The following is a 22190-nucleotide window of genomic DNA, read 5'->3' as shown; positions in this document are numbered from 1 at the left end:
TTCATCCATTTAGAAATAGATATCTAACAAGGATTTTGACATGCTGAAATTTGCAAAAATCACCTTAGTTGCTGGTGTTCTGGCTACGCTGACCGCGTGTACTGGTCATATCGAAAACACAAAAAATAACTGCAGCTACGATTATTTCCTGCATCCAGCAATTTCGATTTCAAAAATTATTGGTGGCTGTGGCCCGGCTGCGAATCAGTAATAGAAGCGATTGCGCAGATACAAAAAAACCGGGAACTTCCCGGTTTTTTTAACAACACAGAGCGCATTACGGCTTGGCGACAAAACCAATCGCTTCGTAAACGGCTTTCAGCGTAACAGATGCGCGGGCGCTGGCTTTTTCCGCACCTTCTTTCATCACTTTCTGCAGGAAAGCTTCATCGTTACGGAAACGGTGATAGCGCTCCTGAAGCTCAGTCAGCATACCGGAAACGGCCTCTGCGACTTCACCTTTCAGATGACCATACATTTTGCCTTCGAAGTGCTGTTCCAGCTCCGGAATGCTCTTACCGGTGACGGCGGAGAGAATATCCAGCAGGTTGGAAACACCCGCTTTGTTCTGCACGTCGTAGCGTACAACCGGCGGCTCTTCAGAGTCGGTCATCGCACGTTTGATTTTCTTAACCACAGATTTCGGATCTTCCAGCAGGCCGATCACGTTGTTGCGGTTGTCATCCGACTTGGACATTTTCTTCGTCGGCTCCAGCAGCGACATCACGCGCGCGCCGGATTTAGGAATGAACGGCTCAGGCACTTTGAAGATGTCGCCATACAGGGCATTAAAGCGCTGGGCGATATCGCGGCTCAGTTCCAGATGCTGTTTCTGATCTTCGCCAACCGGTACCTGGTTGGTCTGATACAACAGGATGTCTGCCGCCATCAGTACCGGATAATCAAACAGACCGGCGTTGATGTTCTCCGCATAGCGCGCGGATTTGTCTTTGAACTGGGTCATACGGCTCAGTTCGCCGAAGTAGGTGTAGCAGTTCAGCGCCCAACCTAACTGTGCATGCTCCGGTACGTGAGACTGCACGAAAATGGTGCTTTTTTCAGGATCGATACCGCATGCCAGATACAGCGCCAGCGTATCGAGCGTTGCTTTACGCAGCTGCTGAGCATCCTGACGAACGGTGATGGCATGTTGGTCAACGATGCAGTAGATGCAATGGTAGTCATCCTGCATGCTCACCCACTGACGCAGCGCACCCATATAGTTGCCAATGGTCAATTCACCTGAGGGCTGTGCGCCACTAAAAACGATGGGCTTAGTCATTTTTTGATTCCTGATTTTCGCTATGCGGAAGCCCGAGAGCGGGCAGTAGTTCATTAATACGGTCGTAAATAACGTCGGGCTGGCTCAGCGCGATCGACTCGCCGTAGTTGTAGCCATAGGTCAGGCCAACGGACGGACAGCCAGCAGCTTTTGCCGCCTGAATATCATTGCGTGAATCCCCTACGAAGAGCATTTGCTCAGGCTTGATACCAAGCTTACTTGCCACCAGCAGCAGCGGATCCGGATGCGGTTTTTTATTCTGCACGTCGTCACCACCGATGACCACGCTAAAGTACTTGGCGATATCTAATGCTTCGAGCAATGGCGCGACAAACGGGGTCGGTTTGTTGGTCACCAGACCCAGCGGCAATCCTTTCGCATGCAGCGCGCCCAGCGTGTCGGCAACATCAGGGAACAGGAATGTCCCCTCTTCTGCGACATCGCCGTAGTATCTGTCGAACAGCTTACGCAAAATACGTACCTGCTCCTCGGCGGGAATATCATCATCAACGGGCGGTTTACCCATCGTTTTACGTAATGTTGCGCGCTCCTGACGAGACCACGCCAGCGCGCGCTCCATCAGTACATCTGCACCGTTACCAATCCAGGTGATAACGCGTTCTTCTCCGGCAACCGGCAGTTCCAGCGCATACAGCGCCATGTCCACCGCTGCGGCTAATCCCGGCGCGCTGTCGACCAGCGTGCCGTCGAGGTCAAATGCAGCGCCCCGAATATCCTGAAACTTATCCATGACTTACCTTCGCCAGTTCATTGCGCATTTCATCAATGACTTTTTTGTAGTCTGGTTGGTCGAAAATGGCGGAGCCTGCAACAAACATATCTGCGCCTGCCGCGGCAATTTCACCAATGTTATTCACTTTGACGCCACCGTCCACTTCGAGGCGGATATCGTAGCCAGATTCATCAATACGACGACGCACTTCGCGCAGCTTATCCAGCGTTTGTGGGATGAAGGACTGTCCGCCAAAGCCTGGGTTAACGGACATCAGCAGGATCACATCGAGCTTATCCATGACGTAGTCCAGATAACTCAGTGGTGTTGCTGGGTTGAATACCAGGCCCGCTTTACAGCCATGCTCTTTGATCAGCTGTAAAGTGCGATCGACATGCTCGGAGGCTTCCGGATGAAAAGTAATGATGCTGGCGCCAGCGGCGGCGAAGTCCGGGACAATCCGATCGACCGGTTTTACCATCAGGTGAACATCAATCGGGGCGGTGATGCCATATTTACGCAGCGATTTCAGTACCATCGGTCCGATGGTCAGGTTCGGTACATAGTGATTGTCCATGACGTCGAAGTGCACGACATCGGCACCGGCAGTCAGCGCTCTCGCGGTGTCCTCACCCAGGCGGGCAAAATCAGCCGACAGAATTGAGGGGGCGATCAAATACTGTTTCATCCGCTTCTCCTTGAGATTTATTTCTTCGCAGGCGTTACGACTCCTGGTTTATACAGTGCCAGCAGTTCGTTCACCTTTTTACGCGTGCCGCCATTGCTGCTTATGCTGCGCCGCACTTTGACCTGAAAATGTTTCGCCGCTCGGTACCATTCACGGGTATCGGGCGTATCGTGGTTCGAAATTAACACCGGGATCTGCTTACTGACCAGCTTTTCTGCCATCTCGGCCAAATGCGCCTGCTCTTTCGGGCTAAAGCTGTTGGTGTGATACGCAGTGAAATTTGCCGTCGCCGAAAGCGGTGCATAAGGGGGGTCACAATAGACCACAGAGTTGCTATCCGCACGGTTCATGCACTCTTCATAGGAGAGGCAATGGAACTCCGCATTCTGCGCTTTCTCAGCAAAATGGTACAACTCGGCTTCCGGGAAGTAAGGTTTTTTATAACGCCCAAACGGGACGTTAAACTCGCCGCGCAGGTTATAACGGCACAATCCGTTGTAACCAAAGCGGTTCAGATACAAGAACAGCACTGCTCTGCGGAACGGATCCTCGCTGGCATTAAATTCTTCTCTGAACCGATAGTACACCTCAGCCTGATTGGTTTCAGGCATAAACAGCTCACGCGAAGCCTGCACATACTCATCGGTACGCGTCTTCACTATGTTATAGAGACTGATAAGGTCGCTGTTGATATCGGCAAGAATATAACGAGAAAAGTCGGTGTTGAGAAACACCGACCCGGCACCCACGAAAGGTTCAATCAGGCACTCACCCTGAGGTAAATGCCGTTTGATATCATCAAGCAGGGGGTATTTCCCCCCTGCCCATTTCAAAAAAGCGCGATTTTTTTTCATGCTGACTAACTAATTACACCTTCTCCGGCTGTGGAGAAAGCTCCGACAGCATCCTGCGCTTTAGTCTTTGTCCCGCAATTGGGCGAAACATCAAACCATTGCAGAACATATCCTATCTTACTTCAAATCGGCCTGAACCTGATGCAGCGGTTTTGCCCACGGGTTTTTCGCCTGAATATCAGCGGGTAACGTAGACACTGCACGTTTCGCGTCTTCTTTAGACGCATACACGCCTGTCACCAGAACATACCACGGTTGACCGTTACGCGTCGTCTGGTACACCACGTAGTTCTTCAGGTTTTCTTTCTTCGCCCAACCGTTCAGGTTGTCGTAGTTAGAAGAACTGCTGAGCTGCAGCGTGTAATGGCTGGACGGCGCAGATTTTAACGCTCCAACATTACCTGCGCTTTTCGCTCCGCCTGCAACAGGCGTTGTCGTTGTTGCTGTCGCCGTTGGCGTAGGCGTTGCGGTCTGCGTTGGCGTCGCAGTTGCTTTCGGCTCAGCGGTCGCTTTCGGCGTAGCGGTTACCACAGGTGCTTTAGTTGTGGTGGTCGGCGCGGTAGCAGTTACGGTTGGTTTTGCCTGAGCAACAGGTTTCGGCTCTGTCGGCGTCGCTTTCACCGTAGTTTGCGGTTTGCTCTTCGGCTCAATAACGGCCTGTTTACGTTCCTGGCGCGTAGCAGCAGGACGCTCAGTCGTTTCCGTTTTCGCCGTCTGGCGCGCAGCATTACCATTACGCATCGGCGCAACGGTCGCAGGTTCGGTCGGCAGCGTAGAGTTAACCACGGCGTTGTTAACCTGCTCCTGACCCTGCGGTTGTGTCAGAGCATTGTTCAAATCGCCCTGCACTTCAACACGCTGCTGGCCTTCGGTTGCCGCAGGTGCCTGACCTTGAGTCGGGGTAGAGGAAATCGGTGGCAGGGAAACATCCTGCTGGGTATTGCCAGCGGTCTGCTCAGTGCCCGTTGCAGGAGCCGTTGCGCTCGCCTGATCCGTTGCATTGCTGCCAGAAAGATCGATGCTCTTCTCACCAGATGCTGCCTGCTCATTGGAAGAAGATGAGGGGGCTTTCAGCGCAGAACCAATGCCGATAATCAGCAGCAGCAGTACCAGAACACCCACACCCATCATCATATATTGGCGGGAGGCAGGCTTGCTGGCGGCTTTCTTACGCTTGCGCGGACGACGTTCTACACGCTCTTCATCCACGGCATCGTCATCAGATTCATACTCTTCTTCAATGTCCTGCTCTTCTTCACGCTCTTTGCGTGCACGTGCAGGACGGCGATCGTCAGCATCCAGATCAACATCATCAAAATTGATTTGCGGCTCATTATCGCGTTCAGACGATTGACGAGAACGACCAGTACGACGATCGCTGGGATCGGGTTTCAGCTCGTCTTCTGGTTTGAATTCATCCATTTAACACCCCACTCAAAGGTTAATGCTTACGACTTTGCACATAACCTGAAGCTAAAAGACCTACGTTTCGCAACGTAAGCCTGACCTTTCTTGTTGTTACGCCTGCTGGCAATCAGCAATAGCGTTAAGAACCACCTCGTGCGACACTCCGCCGCGCACTTCACTCTTCCCTATCGCTCGCGGAAGCACCAAACGAATCTCTCCCGCTAACACTTTTTTATCTCGCAGCATGTGCGGCAGATAAGCCTCGGTGGACATTTCACGCGGCCCATTCACCGGTAAGCCTGCTCGCTGTAACAGCGTAATGATGCGCTGCGTATCAGCGGAGGTGAACTGACCCAAACGTTCTGACGTACGGGCAGCCATTACCATACCTGCTGCGACTGCTTCACCATGTAACCAATTGCCATAACCCATTTCAGCTTCGATCGCATGGCCAAACGTGTGTCCCAGATTCAGTAAAGCACGTAAGCCCATTTCACGCTCGTCTGCTGCGACAACTTCTGCTTTCAGCTCACAACAACGACGGATACAGTACGCCATTGCCGGACCATCCAGACGCAGTAACGCATCCAGATTGTCTTCCTGCCAGCTGAAAAATTCGCCGTCAAGAATGATGCCGTATTTGATCACTTCCGCCAGCCCCGATGCCAGCTCACGCGCAGGAAGCGTTTTCAGACAATCGAGATCCACCACCACGGAGGCCGGTTGGTAAAACGCGCCAATCATGTTTTTACCGAGGGGATGGTTTACGGCGGTTTTGCCGCCAACGGAGGAGTCGACCTGCGACAACAGAGTTGTCGGGACTTGAATAAAACGAACACCACGTTGATAGCTGGCTGCCGCAAAACCGGTCAGATCGCCAATCACGCCGCCGCCAAGGGCAACTAACGTGGTATCACGACCATGCGGTTTTTGCAGTAACGCGGTGAAAACCGTATCCAGAACCGTCAGGCTTTTATACTGCTCGCCATCGGGAAGGATAACGCTATCAACGTTAACACCCGCCTGTTCAAGTACGCCGCGAACCTTATCGAGATAAAGGGGAGCCAGGGTTTCGTTGGTCACCAACATAACCTGATCGCCCGATTTCAGCGGTAAGAATGAAGCTGGCTCATTGAACAAACCAGCCGCGATGGTGATAGGGTAACTACGTTCCCCGAGAGTGACTGTGATCCTCTCCATTACGCGACATCCACCTTAGTTACTTGTACCCGCAGACGAGTGTGTATTCAGCCAGAATTAGTTGCTTTCCAACATATGAATAATCTGGTTTGCTACGACTTTTGCGCTCTGATCGTCGGTGCGAATGGTCACGTCAGCAATCTCTTCGTACAGAGGATTGCGTTCGTCAGCCAACGCTTCCAGAACTTCACGAGGCGGTGATTCTACCTGCAGCAGCGGGCGTTTCTTGTCACGTTGAGTACGTGCAAGTTGTTTTTCAATTGTCGTTTCAAGATAGACCACGACGCCACGCGCGGAAAGACGGTTACGTGTTTCACGTGATTTTACAGAGCCACCGCCAGTTGCCAGCACAATACCCTGTTTTTCCGTCAACTCGTTGATGACTTTTTCTTCGCGATCACGGAAGCCGTCTTCACCTTCTACATCGAAGACCCAGCCCACATCAGCTCCGGTTCGTTTCTCAATCTCTTGATCAGAATCGTAAAATTCCATATTGAGTTGTTGAGCTAACTGGCGCCCAATAGTGCTTTTTCCGGCACCCATAGGCCCAACCAGAAAGATATTGCGTTTCTCTGCCATTTTTTCGGTACTACTAAGACTATTCGTTAATGGTAAACCCGCTTCGCAGACACCCAGCGCAGCAGGACATGAACTGAAACCTCATAAGATATTGCGAGAGTCAGACTGAAAATTATCTCAATACTCAAGCGGGTTTGGCAACTGAATAAATCACCAAACCTAACGCATTTCTGGTCGTGGCAGGCATGCTACCCTGCAAACATCAGACCTGGCGACGTATCGCGCAGTCAAATGACACCCAATAAGCCTATGGCACACCACCGGAAAGGCAAAGCGTATTCACTGCCGCATAAGTAAAGAAAAGTACCGACGCTCAAATCGGTACTCCTTGTATGCTAAATACACCCTCACGTCAAATCCCTGAAACGTGTTCAGTGCAAAAACAACGGCTTTTCATGCATAAGTTATTCCGTTGAAACCAGTCTGGGCGTAATAAAGACCACTAATTCGCGCCGTTCGTCTTCTTTACCATCATGGCGAAAAAGAGAGCCAAGCCAGGGAATGTCGCCTAATAGCGGCACGCTGTCGGCTGCGGATTTATTCTTATGTGAAAAAATCCCGCCAAGCGCAATCGTCTCGCCGCTTTTTACCTCGACCTGAGTTTCAATCTCCTGCTTGTCGATAGCCAGCACTTCGCCATCTGCCTGCTGTAGAACCTGTCCGGGAACATTCTGGCTGATATGCAGTTTCAGCCTGATTCTCCCTTTCTGCAACACCGTTGGTGTTACCTCCATCCCCAGTACCGCTTCCTTGAACTCGACGGATGTCGCACCGCTTTCACCGCTGGAGACCTGATAAGGGATCTCACTGCCCTGCTTAATACTGGCAGGTTGCAGGTGAGATGCCAGTAATCGTGGGCTGGCGATGATATCCAACTGCTGTTTTTGCTCCAGCGCAGACAACTCCAGTTCCAGTAAACGACCGTTAATGCGGCCAATATTAAATCCCACACGGGATGTGGCGGTGGCTACAGAAAGGTCGCTGGCGAGCGTCGTGACATTCCCAACCGCCCCCGATTGTTGTGCGTCAGCCAGCGACCACTTCACCCCCAGCTCGCGCAAACTTTTTTCATTTATGGTGACGATATGCGCCGCCAGTTCGACCTGGGCCACCGGCAAATCCATTTGCGATACCCACTTTTCCAGGGTGTTAAGCGCAACGCTATTATCACGCAGCAGTAAGCGGTTGGTCCGTTTATCCACCGTCATGCTTCCCTTGGCACTGAGCAGCTTTTCTCCTGCTTTTGCCAGCTCGGCAGCATCGGCATAGTGCAAAATAATGCTGCGCTGCTCCAGCGGCATACTGGCCTGAATCCGCGCCTGTTCATTGTCCTGGCGGGCCGCATTTTCACTCTGCCATTGAACAGAATGTACATGCAGGATGTTTCCCTCCTGGCGTAATACCAGTCCGGCACTTTTTACCACCGTCTGCAATGCCTGCTTCCAGGGGACATCCGTCAAATGCAGCGACAGCACACCGCTGACATCTGGCGAAACCACCAGGTTTTTCTGTTCCTGTTCAGCCAGCGCCTGCAATACTTGCGTAACCGGCACATCATCGACCACCAGCGTCACGTTTTGCGGTTTCGTCGCCAGTGCGCTCGTTATCCCGACCGCCAGCGCTATTACTATCCACGCTATCCATCGCTTCATTTACCGCTCCTTGTCGTTGCCACTGCCACCGCGGCGGTTCGCAGTTTTTTTCTGTGCCGAGGGTTATGTTCTGGGCCGTTATCTGCGTAATCGTCCAACCGTTTTTCAGGACGTCATTTGGCTTAACCCGCCGCCATTTTTTCTGGCTATCCTGAACGATGCCAATGGGTCGCGTGCCCTGGCTCACCACGCCCTGAAAACGCCATGTCGACAGCTCAGCAATTTGGCAACGGTCCTCCGGCGGCAGGAAGGGATTACGCATACCGGTGAGCATCAGTACGCTTACGCATATCAACAGCCAGCGTTCAACCGTCATTCAGACGCTCCAGCTGTAGCGTTAGCAGCAGCTCTGTGTCTTCTGCGCTAAGCGAAAATCGGCTGACGTTCATCCCCTGATCCGCCAACTGGACAAACGTCTGCGGGATAGCATCCCAGGCCGATATCAGCGCCATCTCTCCGCCTTGCGCGGAGGGTTGCCAGTGGATAAGACGAGTAAGTGAAGTCTGAAACAGTAGCGGAGAGAACAGGGTCAGTTTCTCTTCCGGCTCTGCTGGTGATGCCGCTAACAGATAGACATCTCGCCATTGCATCTGAATAGCTGCCCGTTGCTGGACCAGCGTCTCGCGTTGCATCGTCCGCTCCCGCGCTACGGGATAAAGACATAACGTCACCAGTATGAGTAGCCCCAACATCCAGCCGCACCAGCAGATGAGTCGAAAGCGCGGCGACTGCGCTAACCAGACATCACAGAGCGTTATCATGCGCACCGCTCCGTGTCAGTCGATAGTGGAATTGCCAGCGTCCCTGCGCATCCTGCTGCGTTTCACCGGGGCAGCTCAACTGAAACAATGGTTGCTGGCGTAATTGCGCTTCCAGCGCCTTCAGCGCGGCAAAGTTCAGCGTGTTTCCCGTCAGTTCCAGCGTGTCCTGCTGCCAGGTCATTTTTGTTAACCACGCCTGCTCAGGCAGTAATTCCGCCAGCTCTTGCAAAACCGACTGCCAGCTTCGGGTCTGCTCACGCTGTTTGTTCCGTGCCTGCACCTGTTGCCATCGTTGCTGGCGCTGCTGCATACGCGGCTTTAGCGCAATTAAGGCCTCGACACGCGTCTTTTCGGCATCTGTCAGCAACAATTCAGCCCGATTTTCTACACTCAACACGCTGTAATAGCGCAACAACACGCCAATACTAAGCAGTAGCGAAGCGCTAAATAAGATGCCCCAGAAGCGCAGGCAAGCGTAACGCCGAGTCTGACGCCAGGGCAGAAGATTAATGGTCGCTATCATCAGTACGCGCCTCCCATAGCGAGTCCCAGCGCAATGGCGAAGTGATGACTTTGCGTTGGAATGGGCGGCTGGCGTACAGACACGGCGCTCAAAGGATCGAAGCCGCCAGGGGAGCATTGCGCAATGGCTGTCGGGGGAAGAGACAATGTCGTGGCAAGCTCATCAATACTGCCAATATCGCCCGTTGATTTACGTCCCCATGCCGAACGGGTCGCCCATAACCACTGGGCGTCATCACGCCATACCAGACACTGCTGATGCTCTGGCAAGAAGGGAATAAATCGCTGTAACGCGCTGGCATCCGGTGTAATCGCCGTAACCTGCACCTTCAGGGTTTGGATAAGCGTCAGAAGCGCTGAAATCTCTTTGCTTTGCGCAGCAGTGACGTTAAATGCCGGGCTCAACGTGTCTTCGCTATAATCAAAATGCAGCGCATCCGGCGCCATATTGAGTTCACGCGCCATCGAACCGGACAACCATGCGGTTTGCTCTGGCTCGCGTAACGTCATTGTCGGACGAGGAAACTTTTTTTGTAACGTCCTGTTGGCGGGAAAAGAGAGATGAATATGGTGTCGGCGAGGGAGCTCCCGGCTCCACGGCAGTAGCGCGGCGACCAGCTGTTCAGGCTCGCGAATGTGGCCATCGACGATAACCTGAGGCGTCAGCGGTATACGCCACCAGCGTTGCAGATACCAACCTGATGCTTCGCGAACGATAGCGACAGCCAGCGCTTCATGTTGCTGAATATGCAGACCAATTTTCCAGATATTGAAAGCCATTGCTGATGATCTCCTTATCACCCGTCGCTTTAACGGGTATATCAATGCGTCTGGCTTGCCTTTATACTACCGCGCGTTTGTTTATAAACTGCCCAAATGCCACTAAATGGGAAATCTCCAGTGAAGTTCGTAAAGTATTTATTAATCCTTGCAGTATGTTGCATCCTGCTGGGAGCAGGCTCGATTTATGGCCTCTATCGCTATATTGAGCCGCAATTACCTGACGTCGCGACGCTCAAAGATGTGCGTTTACAGATCCCGATGCAGGTTTACAGCGCTGACGGCGAGCTAATCGCGCAATATGGCGAGAAACGTCGAATCCCGGTCACGCTAGATCAGATGCCGCCGGTAATGGTTAAAGCCTTTATCGCCACAGAAGACAGCCGCTTTTATGAGCACCATGGGGTAGACCCGGTGGGGATCTTCCGTGCGGCCAGCGTCGCATTGTTCTCTGGTCACGCGTCGCAAGGGGCGAGTACCATTACCCAACAGTTGGCGAGAAACTTCTTCCTGAGCCCGGAACGTACGCTGATGCGTAAGATCAAAGAAGTGTTCCTGGCGATCCGCATTGAACAACTGCTGAGTAAAGATGAGATCCTCGAACTGTATCTGAACAAGATCTATCTGGGGTATCGCGCCTATGGCGTGGGTGCTGCCGCGCAGGTCTATTTCGGTAAGACGGTGGATCAACTCAGCTTAAGTGAAATTGCGGTGATTGCCGGTCTGCCAAAAGCGCCGTCAACCTTCAACCCGCTCTATTCGATGGACCGTGCAACCGCGCGACGTAACGTTGTACTGTCGCGTATGTTGAGCGAAAACTACATCACGCAAGCCCAGTACGATCAGGCGCGCGGCGAGGCCATTGACGCCAACTACCACGCGCCGGAAATCGCTTTCTCTGCACCGTATCTGTCTGAAATGGTGCGCCAGGAGATGTATAACCGTTATGGCGAGAAAGCCTATGAAGACGGGTATCGCATCACCACCACCATTACGCGCAAAGTACAGCAGGCAGCTCAGCAGGCAGTACGTAACAACGTGATGGATTACGACATGCGCCACGGCTACCGCGGCCCGTCGAACGTGCTGTGGAAAGTGGGCGAAAGCAGTTGGGACAGCAAGAAAATTACCGATACGCTGAAAGCGCTGCCGACTTATGGCCCCCTGCTGCCGGCGGTTGTTACCAGCGCCAATCCGCAGGAAGCCATTGCCGCGCTGGCGGATGGTACATCAGTGTCATTACGGATGGATGGTATGCGCTGGGCGCGTCCTTACCGTTCGGATACTCAACAAGGCCCAACGCCGCGTAAAGTGACCGACGTAGTACAGACTGGCCAGCAAATCTGGGTACGCCAGGTGGGAGATGCCTGGTGGCTGGCGCAAGTGCCGGACGTCAACTCCGCCCTGGTCTCCATCAATCCGCAAAACGGCGCGGTGCTGGCGCTGGTTGGTGGTTTTGACTTCAACCAGAGCAAGTTTAACCGTGCAACCCAGGCGTTACGCCAGGTGGGCTCCAACATCAAGCCATTCCTGTATACCGCCGCAATGGATAAAGGTCTGACGCTGGCGAGCATGCTCAACGACGTGCCAATCTCCCGCTGGGATGCCGGTGCTGGTTCCGACTGGCAGCCGAAGAACTCCCCGCCGCAGTACGCCGGTCCTATCCGCTTACGTCAGGGGCTGGGTCAGTCGAAAAACGTGGTGATGGTACGCGCCATGCGCGCTATGGGCGTGGATTACGCGGCAGAGTATCTACAACGTTTCGGTTTCCCGGCACAGAACATTGTGCATACCGAGTCACTGGCGCTGGGTTCGGCTTCGTTCACGCCGTTGCAGGTGGCGCGCGGTTACGCGGTGATGTCTAATGGCGGCTTCCTGGTCGATCCGTATTTCATCAGTAAGATCGAAAGCGATATGGGCGGCGTTATCTTCGAAGCGAAGCCGAAAATTGCCTGCCCGGAATGCGATATTCCGGTGATTTACGGCGATACCCAGAAATCTAACGTGTTGGAAAACAGTAACGTAGAAGATGTCGCCGTCTCGCAGGAACAGCAGAATGCCGCCGTGCCTATGCCGCAGCTTGAGCAGGCGAACCAGGCACTGGTCGCGCAAAGCGGAACACAAGAGTACGCTCCGCACGTGATCAACACGCCGCTGGCCTTCCTGATTAAAAGCGCGCTGAACACCAATATCTTTGGTGAACCAGGCTGGATGGGAACCGGTTGGCGCGCAGGTCGCGATTTACAGCGTCATGATATCGGCGGGAAAACCGGGACTACCAACAGCTCTAAAGATGCGTGGTTCTCCGGTTACGGACCAGGGGTAGTAACGTCGGTATGGATCGGCTTTGATGACCATCGCCGCAACCTTGGTCATACAACGGCTTCCGGCGCGATCAAAGACCAAATCTCCGGCTACGAAGGCGGTGCGAAGAGTGCGCAGCCTGCATGGGATGCTTACATGAAATCCGTGCTGGAAGGTGTGCCTGAACAGCCACTGACGCCACCGCCGGGTATCGTGACGGTCAATATCGATCGCAGCACAGGACAACTGGCGAGCGGTGGCAATAGCCGCGCAGAGTACTTCATTGAAGGCACTCAGCCGACGCAACAGGCGGTGCATGAGGTGGGAACAACCATTATTGATAATGGTGAGACACACGAACTGTTCTGATCGATTGCCGGATGGCGCTTCGCTTATCCGGCCTACAATTTCGGTACAATTATTTGATCTTCCGGAATTTTGTAGGCTGGATAAGGTATCAGTTGGCAATCGTAATTAAAGCCGTCCCTGCCCTTTCAGCCATTCGCGTACGAGGAACAGCGCACTGACATTACGCGCTTCGTGAAAATCAGGGTCTTCCAGCAGGTCCATCAAATGCGCCAGCGGCCAGCGCACCTGCGGTAATGGCTCAGGTTCATCACCCTCCAGCGATTCAGGATATAAGTCCTCTGCCACCACGATGTTCATCTTGCTGGAGAAATAAGATGGCGCCATGCTGAGTTTCTTTAAAAACGTCAGATCTTTTGCGCCAAACCCCACCTCTTCTTTCAGCTCCCGATTCGCCGCCTCAAACACGCTTTCGCCAGGATCGATTAATCCCTTGGAAAAACCCAGTTCGTAGGACTCGGTACCGACCGCGTATTCGCGAATAAGGATCAGATGGTCGTCAACAATCGGCACAATCATTACCGCTTCACGCGTGGATGGACGCATACGTTCATAAACGCGGCGTACGCCATTGCTGAACTCAAGGTCCACGCTTTCGACCTTAAACAGCCGGGATTGGGCGATGGTTTCCACTTTCAAAATCGTGGGTTTCTGTAATGATTTGCTCATTGTGAGGATCTTTGCTGTGAAATCTGGGGTTATTGTGCGATATACCGCACGGTTTCGGCAATGTGAATTGCCGTTTATTTACATTTATGTAACGTACTAAAAGTTAATCCCTATTTCAAATTAAAAGTCAATAGGTTGAAATAACTCCAGGAATTTGCTGATATTCCATTTTTGGTGATTTTGCTATGATTCGCATTTACTGGGCTGTACTTAAAGATGCTCAAGTTCGACTCCACACTTGCCGATAGCCAACCACAGAATCACGAATATTGAACAGGGTGCGACTGACCACGCCTGACAGACTAAGTAAGATGGGGAAAGCATGAGCACCATTCTGATTTTTTTAGCTGCTTTGCTGGCCTGCTCATTGCTTGCAGGATGGCTACTCAAATCAAAATCCAGGCAGAAAAATTTACCCTTGAGCAGTGTCTTCTCAGACGCCTCGAAACGTAAACTCACACCTGAAGAACGCAGCGCAGTCGAAAACTATCTCGAAAGCCTTAGTCAAATTCAGCAAGTACCCGGTCCCACAGGAGCCAGTGCTGCACCGGTCTCATTAACGTTGAATGCCCAAAGTAATAGCGTCATCGTGCTTACTCGTTCGATTACACGTTACGGCATTACCACCGACGATCCTAACAAATGGCGCTACTATCTTGATTCCGTTGAGGTACATCTTCCCCCTTTCTGGGAACAATACATCAACGACGAAAACAGCGTTGAGATAATCCACACCAATACGATACCGCTGGTTATCTCGTTGAACGGCCATACGCTGCAGGAATATATGCAGGAAGCGCGTGGTTATGCGTTACAGCACACCGCTTCTACCCAGGCGTCCATTCGTGGTGAAGAAAGTGAGCAGATTGAACTGCTGAATATTCGCCAGGAAACCCATGAAGAATATGCGCTCAGCCGCCCTTCGGGATTGCGCGAGGCGTTGTTGATAACCGCCTCATTCCTGCTGTTCTTTTTCTGTTTGGTTATCCCGAACACGTTTGTTCCGTGGGCAGTTGGTGGCGCGGTGTTGCTGTTAGCTGCGGGTCTGTGGGGATTGTTCGCCCCGCCGTCCAAAAGCGCACTGCGGGAAATTCATTGTCTGCGCGGTACGCCACGTCGCTGGGGGTTATTTGGCGAAAACGACCAGGAACAAATTAATAATATCTCGCTGGGTATTATTGATCTGATCTACCCACCTCACTGGCAACCTTACATCGCCCAAGACCTTGGCCAGCAAACGGATATCGATATTTATCTCGATCGCCACGTTGCCCGCCAGGGGCGTTTTTTATCTCTGCACGATGAAGTGAAAAACTTCCCGTTACAGCACTGGCTGCGCAACGCCGTCATCGCAGGCGGCTCGTTACTGGTACTGCTGATGCTGCTGTTTTGGATCCCGCTGGATATGCCGATAAAGGTCACGCTCTCCTGGATGAAGGGCGCGCAAACTATCGAAGCCACCAGCGTTAAACAGCTCGAGAACGCGGGCGTTCGCGTGGGTGACACGCTACACCTGAGTGGTACGGGTATGTGTAACATTCATACCCAAGGAAGCTGGAATGCGCAGCCTGCCACGCCGTTTATGCCTTTCGATTGCTCGCAAATTATCTGGAATGACGCGCGCGCATTGCCGCTGCCTGAGTCTGACCTGGTGAACAAGGCTACCGCGCTCACACAGGCCGTGAGCCGTCAGCTGCATCCCAAACCTGACGATGACTCTCGCGTCAGCGCATCGCTACGCTCAGCAATCCAAAAGTCCGGCATGGTATTACTGGACGATTTTGGTGAGATTGTCCTGAAAACGGCCGATCTGTGTGCAGCCAAAGATGAATGTGTGCGCTTAAAAAATGCGCTGGTTAACCTCGGTAACAGTAAAGACTGGGCCGCGCTGGTGAAACGGGCAAACGCAGGCAAACTGGATGGCGTGAACGTGCTGCTGCGTCCGGTAAGCGCAGAGTCGTTGGATAATCTGGTGAATACCTCTACGGCACCGTTTATTTCACGCGAGACTGCACGAGCAGCCCAGGCGCTGAATAGCCCTGCTCCCGGCGGTTTCCTGATTATCAGCGACGAAGGCAGCGATCTGGTCGATCAGCCGTGGCCGACGACCTCGCTATATGACTATCCGCCTCAGGAACAGTGGAACGCCTTCCAGCGCCTGGCACAGATGCTAATGCAGACGCCGTTTCGCGCGGAGGGGATCGTCACCAATATTTCGACTGACGCCAATGGCACCCAGCACATTGGACTGCACCGTATCCCGGACCGCTCAGGTTTATGGCGCTACCTTGGCACGACGCTGCTGATGTTCTCCATGCTCGGATGCGCTATCTACAACAGCATACAGGCATTCAGACGCTACCAGCGTCACCGCACCCGCATCGCGGAAATTCAGAGCTACTACGAAAGTTGTCTGAATCCAACACTGATTGACAACCCGGAAAGCCTGATTCGATAACACGCTCGCGCGACAGGATATGCTACCCTGTCGCGCATCATGTTTTCTTCTGGGGAGTTTCCATGCATATCAATATTGCCTGGCAGGATGTCGACACCGTGTTGTTAGATATGGACGGCACGCTGCTCGACCTGGCATTCGATAACTATTTCTGGCAAAAACTGGTGCCGGAAACCTATGGCGCGAAGCAGGGTATCTCTCCTCAGGAAGCTCAGGACTATATTCGTCAGCAGTATCATGCCGTGCAGCATACGCTAAACTGGTATTGCCTTGATTACTGGAGCGAGTGCCTGGATCTGGATATTTGCGCCATGACCACGGAACAGGGACCGCGCGCCGTTTTGCGCGAAGATACCGTACCGTTTCTTGATGCCTTAAAAGCCAGCGGCAAGCGCCGTATTTTGCTCACCAACGCGCATCCGCATAATCTGGCGGTGAAGCTTGAGCATACCGGTCTGGCCTCACACCTTGATTTATTACTTTCCACCCACACATTTGGTTATCCCAAAGAGGATCAGCGGTTATGGCACGCTGTGGCTGAAGAAACGGGAATGAGTGCAGAGAAGACGCTGTTTATTGACGACAGCGAACCCATTCTCGACGCCGCTGCTCTGTACGGTATTCGTTACTGCCTCGGCGTGACCAATCCCGACTCCGGCATCGCCGAAAAACAGTACGCACGCCACCCGTCACTGAATGACTACCGCCGACTGATCCCCTCACTGATGTGAAGGAGACGCCATGAAAGAAAAGCCCTCTGCTGAAGTCAGGCTGGATAAATGGCTGTGGGCTGCACGCTTTTACAAAACGCGTGCGCTAGCCCGCGAAATGGTTGAAGGCGGTAAGGTGCACTACAACGGCCAGCGCAGTAAGCCAAGCAAGATTGTCGAGCTGAACGCCACCCTCACCCTTCGCCAGGGAAATGACGAACGAACGGTCATTATCAAGGCCATTACCGAGCAGCGTCGCCCGGCAACGGAAGCCGTTACGCTGTATGAAGAAACCGCGGAAAGCGTGGAAAAACGCGAAAAAATGGCGCTGGCGCGTAAACTTAACGCGTTAACCATGCCGCACCCGGACAGACGACCGGACAAGAAAGAGCGCCGCGATCTGTTACGATTTAAACACGGCGACAGCGAGTGACTGTCACCTGCAAGAGAGATGATTATGCCGCAACATGACCAATTACATCGTTATCTGTTTGAAAACTTTGCCGTGCGCGGCGAGCTGGTGACCGTATCGGAAACCCTGCAACAGATCCTCGAAAATCATACTTACCCGCAACCGGTCAAAAACGTGCTGGCTGAGCTGCTGGTTGCCACCAGCCTGCTCACCGCCACGCTGAAATTTGCCGGTGATATCACTGTGCAGTTGCAGGGTGATGGTCCGCTGAGCCTGGCCGTCATCAACGGCAACAACAATCAGCAGATGCGCGGTGTGGCCCGCATGCAGGGTGATATTCCTGAAGATGCCGATCTGAAAACGCTGGTGGGCAACGGTTACCTGGTGATCACCATTACTCCGGAAGAAGGCGAGCGTTATCAAGGCGTGGTCGGTCTGGAAGGTGACACGCTGGCAGCGTGTCTGGAAGATTACTTCATGCGTTCTGAACAGCTGCCGACACGCCTGTTCATCCGCACTGGCGACGTTGATGGCAAACCCGCTGCTGGCGGAATGCTGCTGCAGGTAATGCCGGCGCAAAACGCGCAGGCAGATGATTTCGATCACCTGACCGCCCTGACCGAAACCATCAAAGCCGAAGAGCTGCTGACGCTGCCTGCCAACGAAGTGCTGTGGCGCCTGTACCACGAAGAAGAGGTTACTCTCTACGATCCGCAGGACGTTGAGTTCAAATGCACCTGTTCACGCGAACGCTGCGCAGGCGCACTGAAAACGTTGCCGGACGAAGAAGTGGACAGCATTCTGGCGGAAGAAGGCGAGATCGATATGCACTGCGATTACTGCGGTAGTCACTATCTGTTTAACGCCATGGATATTGCTGAGATCCGCAGTAATGCCTCCCCTGCCGATCCCCAGGTGCATTAATCACTGTCTTGCCTGATGGCACGGCGCTTATCAGGCCTACGGAAAATCTGTCGTAGGCCTGATAAGACGTTCGCGCTGCCATCCGGCAAAAACGATGTCGGCAACACACTCACTCGGTGTAATAAGTCATCGGCAGTCTTTTGCCATCAATAGTGATATCCCGCCAGATTCTGGGGGCTGAGCCCAGTTGCTGATTCGCTACCGCCTGCAGCAATTTATCCTTAGTGAATCCTTCAGGTAGCGTGGCAACAGCTAACAAATCCCATTTGTTTTTTTGCATGCCGAAGACCAGACTCTCCCCATCGCCAAAGGCATATAACACCTGCTCAGGATGACCATCCGCATTGAGGTCCTGACTCACCAGTACGCACGCATTCTGCTCAGCACAAGAGGTGATGCGATACCCCTGTGTTTTGACAAACGCCCAGAACGCATCGTCTGGCTTCTGGCTCCCCGGAGCCATCACAACCTTCGATACTAACTGTGTTGCGGTTAGCTCTTTAACCGGATCCCGGCGCCCTTGCAGCAGAGAATTCAAGTCGCGTCTGCGTTTACTGTCTTGATTAAACGCCACATCTTTTTGTAATGCTTCCAACGCTGCGCGCCCCGGTTTTCCGCTGTGATCCAACATATACAGGCTGACTTGATCCGGTTTAATTTTCCCGCTGTGATACAGCCCCATATGGCTGTTAACGCTGATGCGCCAGGCATCAATAACCGGCGATGACAGCAGAACCAACAGCCCCAATGCCAGCAACGAAACGCCAAGAATGACCGGCCTCTGAAGCTCAAGCGGATTGCGCCCGCGGCGCAAAATGCTGGCCAGATAGCCAAACGACCATACCAGCAGCACCACGACCACCAGCACGCCATACAAACGCTCAGGCGTCCAACCGTACTGCTGTATTCGGACCCACAGTGACCAACCGGCAATCAGCATATAGATGGGCGCGACAATCAGAGAGCATTTGATCAGGTAGCGTAACGCGCCAGGATAGGGTAACGCCTCTTTTTGCGGTTCACGCACGATAGCCATCAACAGCAACAGGAGCAGCGTCAGCGTTGACATCAACCCGGCCGCAGACACGCGTTGCGAAATAGCCTCCAGCCCGGTGAAGGGTAAGGTCAGTATGAACATCAGCGCCAACAGCGCGACCAGAGGTAACAGACCGGTGGCGATAAACGTCAGTAATTTTTGTACCGCCGTGACCAGACGCGACTGTGTTCGGGCCAGTACCACTGCCAGTGCGGTAATCAGACCAAAGGCCACATAGCCAAACCAGTCGGTATCAAAGAAGAGCGTGCTGAAGAAGGGAATACCGACCAGCTTAAACATCTCGCTCCATAGCAGGAGTACCAGCCAGAACAAACCGTTGGCGACAAAGACAATCAGCAACGTCAACGCATTAAGCCACAATTGCCGATAAAAATGCGGGTAACGCGCCTGCTCACGAGAGACATGAAGCGAGTACTGAATCCAGGGCAAAGCAAGCATCGCCATCAGCAGTAAGCGCCAACCGTAGAACATAAAAACTTCATGTTGCCGCCACTTATCACTGTCCTCGACTTGCCACTTTAGCCAGACGCTCATCGCCAGCACGACAACAAAGATCAGCGCCATCCAGTACCACAGCGCGCGTTGTTTGAAAGAAACAACAGTAAGCAAAAGTGCCGAGGTGATCGCAATCGTCGCAGGCATGCCATAAAACAGCCAGCCGTCACTATGGGGCGCCAGATATGTCATCAGCAGATAGCATAATGTCCCCTGCAACAGGCCGATGAATATCATGCCCCAACGCGTCGTACGTGAAATTTCAGCACTATCCATGTCAGTATCCAGAATGAAGGGAAAAGCTAATTATCGCATCAACTTCACAATTTTGAGCATTGATAGAGCGATTTCAGACCACAACGACGGGAAGTGAATCGATATTGTTTATGTATGGTCCACATTCATTTCTTACGTGAATGCGATTACACTCACAAGATTCCCGCCAAAAACACTCTCCATTAACGTTTTAAGAACATTTTCCACAACAAAAAAGGGTTTCCTGCCATAATATCTGCCTCTTTGTGACAGGAGTCGCAGCGCATTCGGTCGCCCGTGATTTTCCCGGATGCGTAAATCTATGAGCCTTGTCGCGGTTAACAATCCCTAAAAAACCTTACTATTCCAGGTAATACATATTGGCTAAGGAGCAGTGAAATGCGTGTGAACAACAGTTTAACCCCGCAAGATCTCAAGGCTTATGGTATCAATGACGTTCAGGATATCGTTTACAATCCAGACTACGACACGCTTTTCCAGGAAGAACTTGATCCAAACCTGGAAGGTTATGAACGTGGCGTGTTAACGAATCTGGGCGCCGTTGCCGTTGATACCGGTATCTTTACCGGACGTTCGCCAAAGGATAAGTACATTGTCCGTGACGACACCACGCGCGACACGCTGTGGTGGTCCGACAAAGGTAAAGGTAAGAACGACAACAAACCGCTCTCCCCGGAAACCTGGCAGCATCTGAAAGGATTAGTCACCCAGCAACTTTCCGGCAAGCGCCTGTTTATCATTGATGCTTTCTGCGGCGCTAACGCCGATACCCGTCTTTCCGTGCGCTTCATTACCGAAGTTGCCTGGCAGGCGCATTTTGTCAAAAACATGTTCATCCGCCCAAGCGACGAAGAGCTGGTTGATTTCAAACCTGATTTCATCGTGATGAACGGCGCTAAATGCACCAACCCGCAGTGGAAAGAGCAGGGTCTGAACTCAGAAAACTTCGTGGCTTTCAACCTGACTGAGCGTATCCAGTTGATTGGCGGTACCTGGTACGGCGGCGAAATGAAGAAAGGTATGTTCTCCGTAATGAACTACCTGCTGCCGCTGAAAGGCATTGCCTCCATGCACTGCTCAGCAAACGTTGGGGAAAAAGGCGATGTGGCAGTCTTCTTTGGCCTGTCCGGCACCGGTAAAACCACGCTGTCCACCGACCCGAAACGTCGCCTGATTGGCGATGACGAACACGGCTGGGATGACGACGGTGTGTTTAACTTCGAAGGCGGTTGCTACGCGAAGACCATCAAACTGTCTAAAGATGCCGAGCCGGAAATCTACAACGCGATCCGTCGTGACGCGCTGCTGGAAAACGTCACCGTGCGCGAAGATGGTTCCATCGATTTCGATGATGGTTCAAAAACTGAGAACACCCGCGTTTCCTACCCGATTTATCACATCGATAATATCGTTAAGCCGGTGTCAAAAGCGGGTCATGCTACCAAAGTGATCTTCCTGACTGCCGACGCATTTGGTGTGCTGCCGCCGGTTTCTCGCCTGACGGCAGACCAAACGCAGTACCACTTCCTGTCTGGCTTCACCGCCAAACTGGCCGGTACCGAACGCGGCGTCACCGAACCGACCCCAACCTTCTCTGCCTGCTTCGGTGCAGCATTCCTGTCTCTGCACCCAACGCAGTACGCAGAAGTGCTGGTGAAACGTATGCAAGCGGCAGGTGCACAGGCGTATCTGGTTAACACAGGCTGGAACGGTACCGGCAAGCGTATCTCTATCAAAGATACCCGTGCGATTATCGACGCCATCCTGAACGGTTCGCTGGATGACGCGGAAACGTTCCGTCTGCCGATGTTTGACCTGGCTATCCCGACCGAGCTGCCGGGTGTGGACACTCGCATTCTCGATCCGCGTAATACCTACGCATCTCCGGAGCAGTGGCAGGAAAAAGCCAATGCACTGGCGAAACTGTTTATCGAGAACTTCGAGAAATATACCGATACCCCTGCAGGTGAAGCGCTGGTTAGCGCCGGACCGAAGCTGTAACGAAAAGTGCCGGATGGCGGTTTCGCCTTATCCGGCCTACAGCAACAAAAAGGGAGGCAT

The 22190-nt window shown here is 52.9% G+C and carries 21 protein-coding genes; 7 read left to right on the top strand and 14 right to left on the bottom strand.

The genetic code is table 11. The features are described from left to right. The first annotated feature begins 40 nt into the window (after positions 1–40). Entirely contained in the window at positions 41–211 is a 171-nt protein-coding gene (locus ACHHZ7_RS15075; RefSeq protein ID WP_003827690.1) for a YhfL family protein, read from the top strand. A gap of 66 nt (positions 212–277) precedes the next feature. Here ACHHZ7_RS15075 and trpS read toward each other — a convergent pair whose 3' ends face one another. The 12 genes from trpS to ACHHZ7_RS15015 form a co-directional block, all read right to left on the bottom strand. Continuing rightward, positions 278–1282, bottom strand: coding sequence for a tryptophan--tRNA ligase (gene trpS / locus ACHHZ7_RS15070; RefSeq protein ID WP_003827687.1), 1005 nt, complete (start codon positions 1280–1282; stop codon positions 278–280). After that, complete coding sequence (gph, locus tag ACHHZ7_RS15065; protein WP_003837920.1) at positions 1275–2033, bottom strand: phosphoglycolate phosphatase; 759 nt, start codon at positions 2031–2033, stop codon at positions 1275–1277. Before gph ends, trpS begins: the two co-directional genes overlap by 8 nt. After that, positions 2026–2703 carry a ribulose-phosphate 3-epimerase gene (rpe, locus tag ACHHZ7_RS15060; protein ID WP_003023561.1) on the bottom strand — a complete coding sequence of 226 codons (678 nt, stop codon included), beginning with the start codon at positions 2701–2703 and terminating at the stop codon, positions 2026–2028. The genes gph and rpe overlap by 8 nt, the downstream gene beginning before the upstream one ends. Before the next feature lie 17 nt (positions 2704–2720). After that, positions 2721–3557 (bottom strand): adenine-specific DNA-methyltransferase, encoded by an 837-nt coding sequence (gene dam / locus ACHHZ7_RS15055; protein ID WP_003827684.1) that lies wholly within the window; start codon positions 3555–3557, stop codon positions 2721–2723. 117 nt (positions 3558–3674) lie between these two features. After that, on the bottom strand, positions 3675–4979 hold the full coding sequence (damX, locus tag ACHHZ7_RS15050) for a cell division protein DamX (RefSeq protein WP_060682869.1): 1305 nt from the start codon (positions 4977–4979) through the stop codon (positions 3675–3677). A gap of 96 nt (positions 4980–5075) precedes the next feature. Then, positions 5076–6164 carry a 3-dehydroquinate synthase gene (aroB, locus tag ACHHZ7_RS15045; RefSeq protein ID WP_060682870.1) on the bottom strand — a complete coding sequence of 363 codons (1089 nt, stop codon included), beginning with the start codon at positions 6162–6164 and terminating at the stop codon, positions 5076–5078. A gap of 57 nt (positions 6165–6221) precedes the next feature. Next, positions 6222–6743: a shikimate kinase AroK gene (aroK, locus tag ACHHZ7_RS15040; protein WP_003023552.1), complete on the bottom strand. Its 522-nt coding sequence runs from the start codon at positions 6741–6743 to the stop codon at positions 6222–6224. 404 nt (positions 6744–7147) lie between these two features. Further along, on the bottom strand, positions 7148–8395 hold the full coding sequence (gene hofQ, locus ACHHZ7_RS15035; RefSeq protein ID WP_071845227.1) for a DNA uptake porin HofQ: 1248 nt from the start codon (positions 8393–8395) through the stop codon (positions 7148–7150). Beyond that, on the bottom strand, positions 8298–8711 hold the full coding sequence (locus tag ACHHZ7_RS15030; RefSeq protein WP_060682872.1) for a HofP DNA utilization family protein: 414 nt from the start codon (positions 8709–8711) through the stop codon (positions 8298–8300). The genes hofQ and ACHHZ7_RS15030 overlap by 98 nt, the downstream gene beginning before the upstream one ends. After that, positions 8701–9156, bottom strand: coding sequence for a hypothetical protein (locus ACHHZ7_RS15025; RefSeq protein WP_032945211.1), 456 nt, complete (start codon positions 9154–9156; stop codon positions 8701–8703). The genes ACHHZ7_RS15030 and ACHHZ7_RS15025 overlap by 11 nt, the downstream gene beginning before the upstream one ends. Then, the gene (locus tag ACHHZ7_RS15020) at positions 9140–9679 is read right to left on the bottom strand and encodes a PilN domain-containing protein (RefSeq protein WP_060682873.1); all 540 of its coding nucleotides are present in this window, start codon (positions 9677–9679) and stop codon (positions 9140–9142) included. Before ACHHZ7_RS15020 ends, ACHHZ7_RS15025 begins: the two co-directional genes overlap by 17 nt. Further along, the gene (locus ACHHZ7_RS15015) at positions 9679–10458 is read right to left on the bottom strand and encodes a hypothetical protein (RefSeq protein WP_060682874.1); all 780 of its coding nucleotides are present in this window, start codon (positions 10456–10458) and stop codon (positions 9679–9681) included. Before ACHHZ7_RS15015 ends, ACHHZ7_RS15020 begins: the two co-directional genes overlap by 1 nt. 120 nt (positions 10459–10578) lie before the next feature. Here ACHHZ7_RS15015 and mrcA point away from each other — a divergent pair, with 120 nt between their 5' ends. Beyond that, complete coding sequence (mrcA, locus tag ACHHZ7_RS15010) at positions 10579–13131, top strand: peptidoglycan glycosyltransferase/peptidoglycan DD-transpeptidase MrcA (protein ID WP_003827669.1); 2553 nt, start codon at positions 10579–10581, stop codon at positions 13129–13131. A gap of 105 nt (positions 13132–13236) precedes the next feature. Here the strand turns inward: mrcA and nudE are convergent, their stop codons facing one another. Continuing rightward, on the bottom strand, positions 13237–13797 hold the full coding sequence (gene nudE, locus ACHHZ7_RS15005) for an ADP compounds hydrolase NudE (RefSeq protein WP_048236942.1): 561 nt from the start codon (positions 13795–13797) through the stop codon (positions 13237–13239). A gap of 322 nt (positions 13798–14119) precedes the next feature. On the opposite strand from nudE, the gene igaA reads away from it, so the two are divergent. From igaA to hslO, 4 genes are all read left to right on the top strand, one after another. After that, positions 14120–16255 (top strand): intracellular growth attenuator protein IgaA, encoded by a 2136-nt coding sequence (igaA, locus tag ACHHZ7_RS15000; protein ID WP_032945218.1) that lies wholly within the window; start codon positions 14120–14122, stop codon positions 16253–16255. A gap of 62 nt (positions 16256–16317) precedes the next feature. Beyond that, complete coding sequence (gene yrfG, locus ACHHZ7_RS14995; protein ID WP_003023533.1) at positions 16318–16986, top strand: GMP/IMP nucleotidase; 669 nt, start codon at positions 16318–16320, stop codon at positions 16984–16986. 10 nt (positions 16987–16996) lie between these two features. Further along, the gene (hslR, locus tag ACHHZ7_RS14990) at positions 16997–17398 is read left to right on the top strand and encodes a ribosome-associated heat shock protein Hsp15 (protein WP_003837900.1); all 402 of its coding nucleotides are present in this window, start codon (positions 16997–16999) and stop codon (positions 17396–17398) included. Between the two features lie 24 nt (positions 17399–17422). Next, the gene (hslO, locus tag ACHHZ7_RS14985; RefSeq protein WP_003023531.1) at positions 17423–18301 is read left to right on the top strand and encodes an Hsp33 family molecular chaperone HslO; all 879 of its coding nucleotides are present in this window, start codon (positions 17423–17425) and stop codon (positions 18299–18301) included. A gap of 109 nt (positions 18302–18410) precedes the next feature. Here the strand turns inward: hslO and ACHHZ7_RS14980 are convergent, their stop codons facing one another. Continuing rightward, positions 18411–20129, bottom strand: coding sequence for a DUF4153 domain-containing protein (locus ACHHZ7_RS14980; RefSeq protein WP_060682875.1), 1719 nt, complete (start codon positions 20127–20129; stop codon positions 18411–18413). 378 nt (positions 20130–20507) lie between these two features. On the opposite strand from ACHHZ7_RS14980, the gene pckA reads away from it, so the two are divergent. After that, on the top strand, positions 20508–22130 hold the full coding sequence (pckA, locus tag ACHHZ7_RS14975) for a phosphoenolpyruvate carboxykinase (ATP) (RefSeq protein WP_003023529.1): 1623 nt from the start codon (positions 20508–20510) through the stop codon (positions 22128–22130). The last annotated feature ends 60 nt before the right edge of the window (positions 22131–22190 follow it).

It is taken from the genome of Citrobacter freundii complex sp. 2024EL-00216, assembly GCF_043945515.1.
Lineage (GTDB): Bacteria > Pseudomonadota > Gammaproteobacteria > Enterobacterales > Enterobacteriaceae > Citrobacter > Citrobacter portucalensis.
The sequence above is the reverse complement of the archived record's forward strand: the minus strand, read 5'-3'. Positions and strand labels throughout refer to the sequence as shown.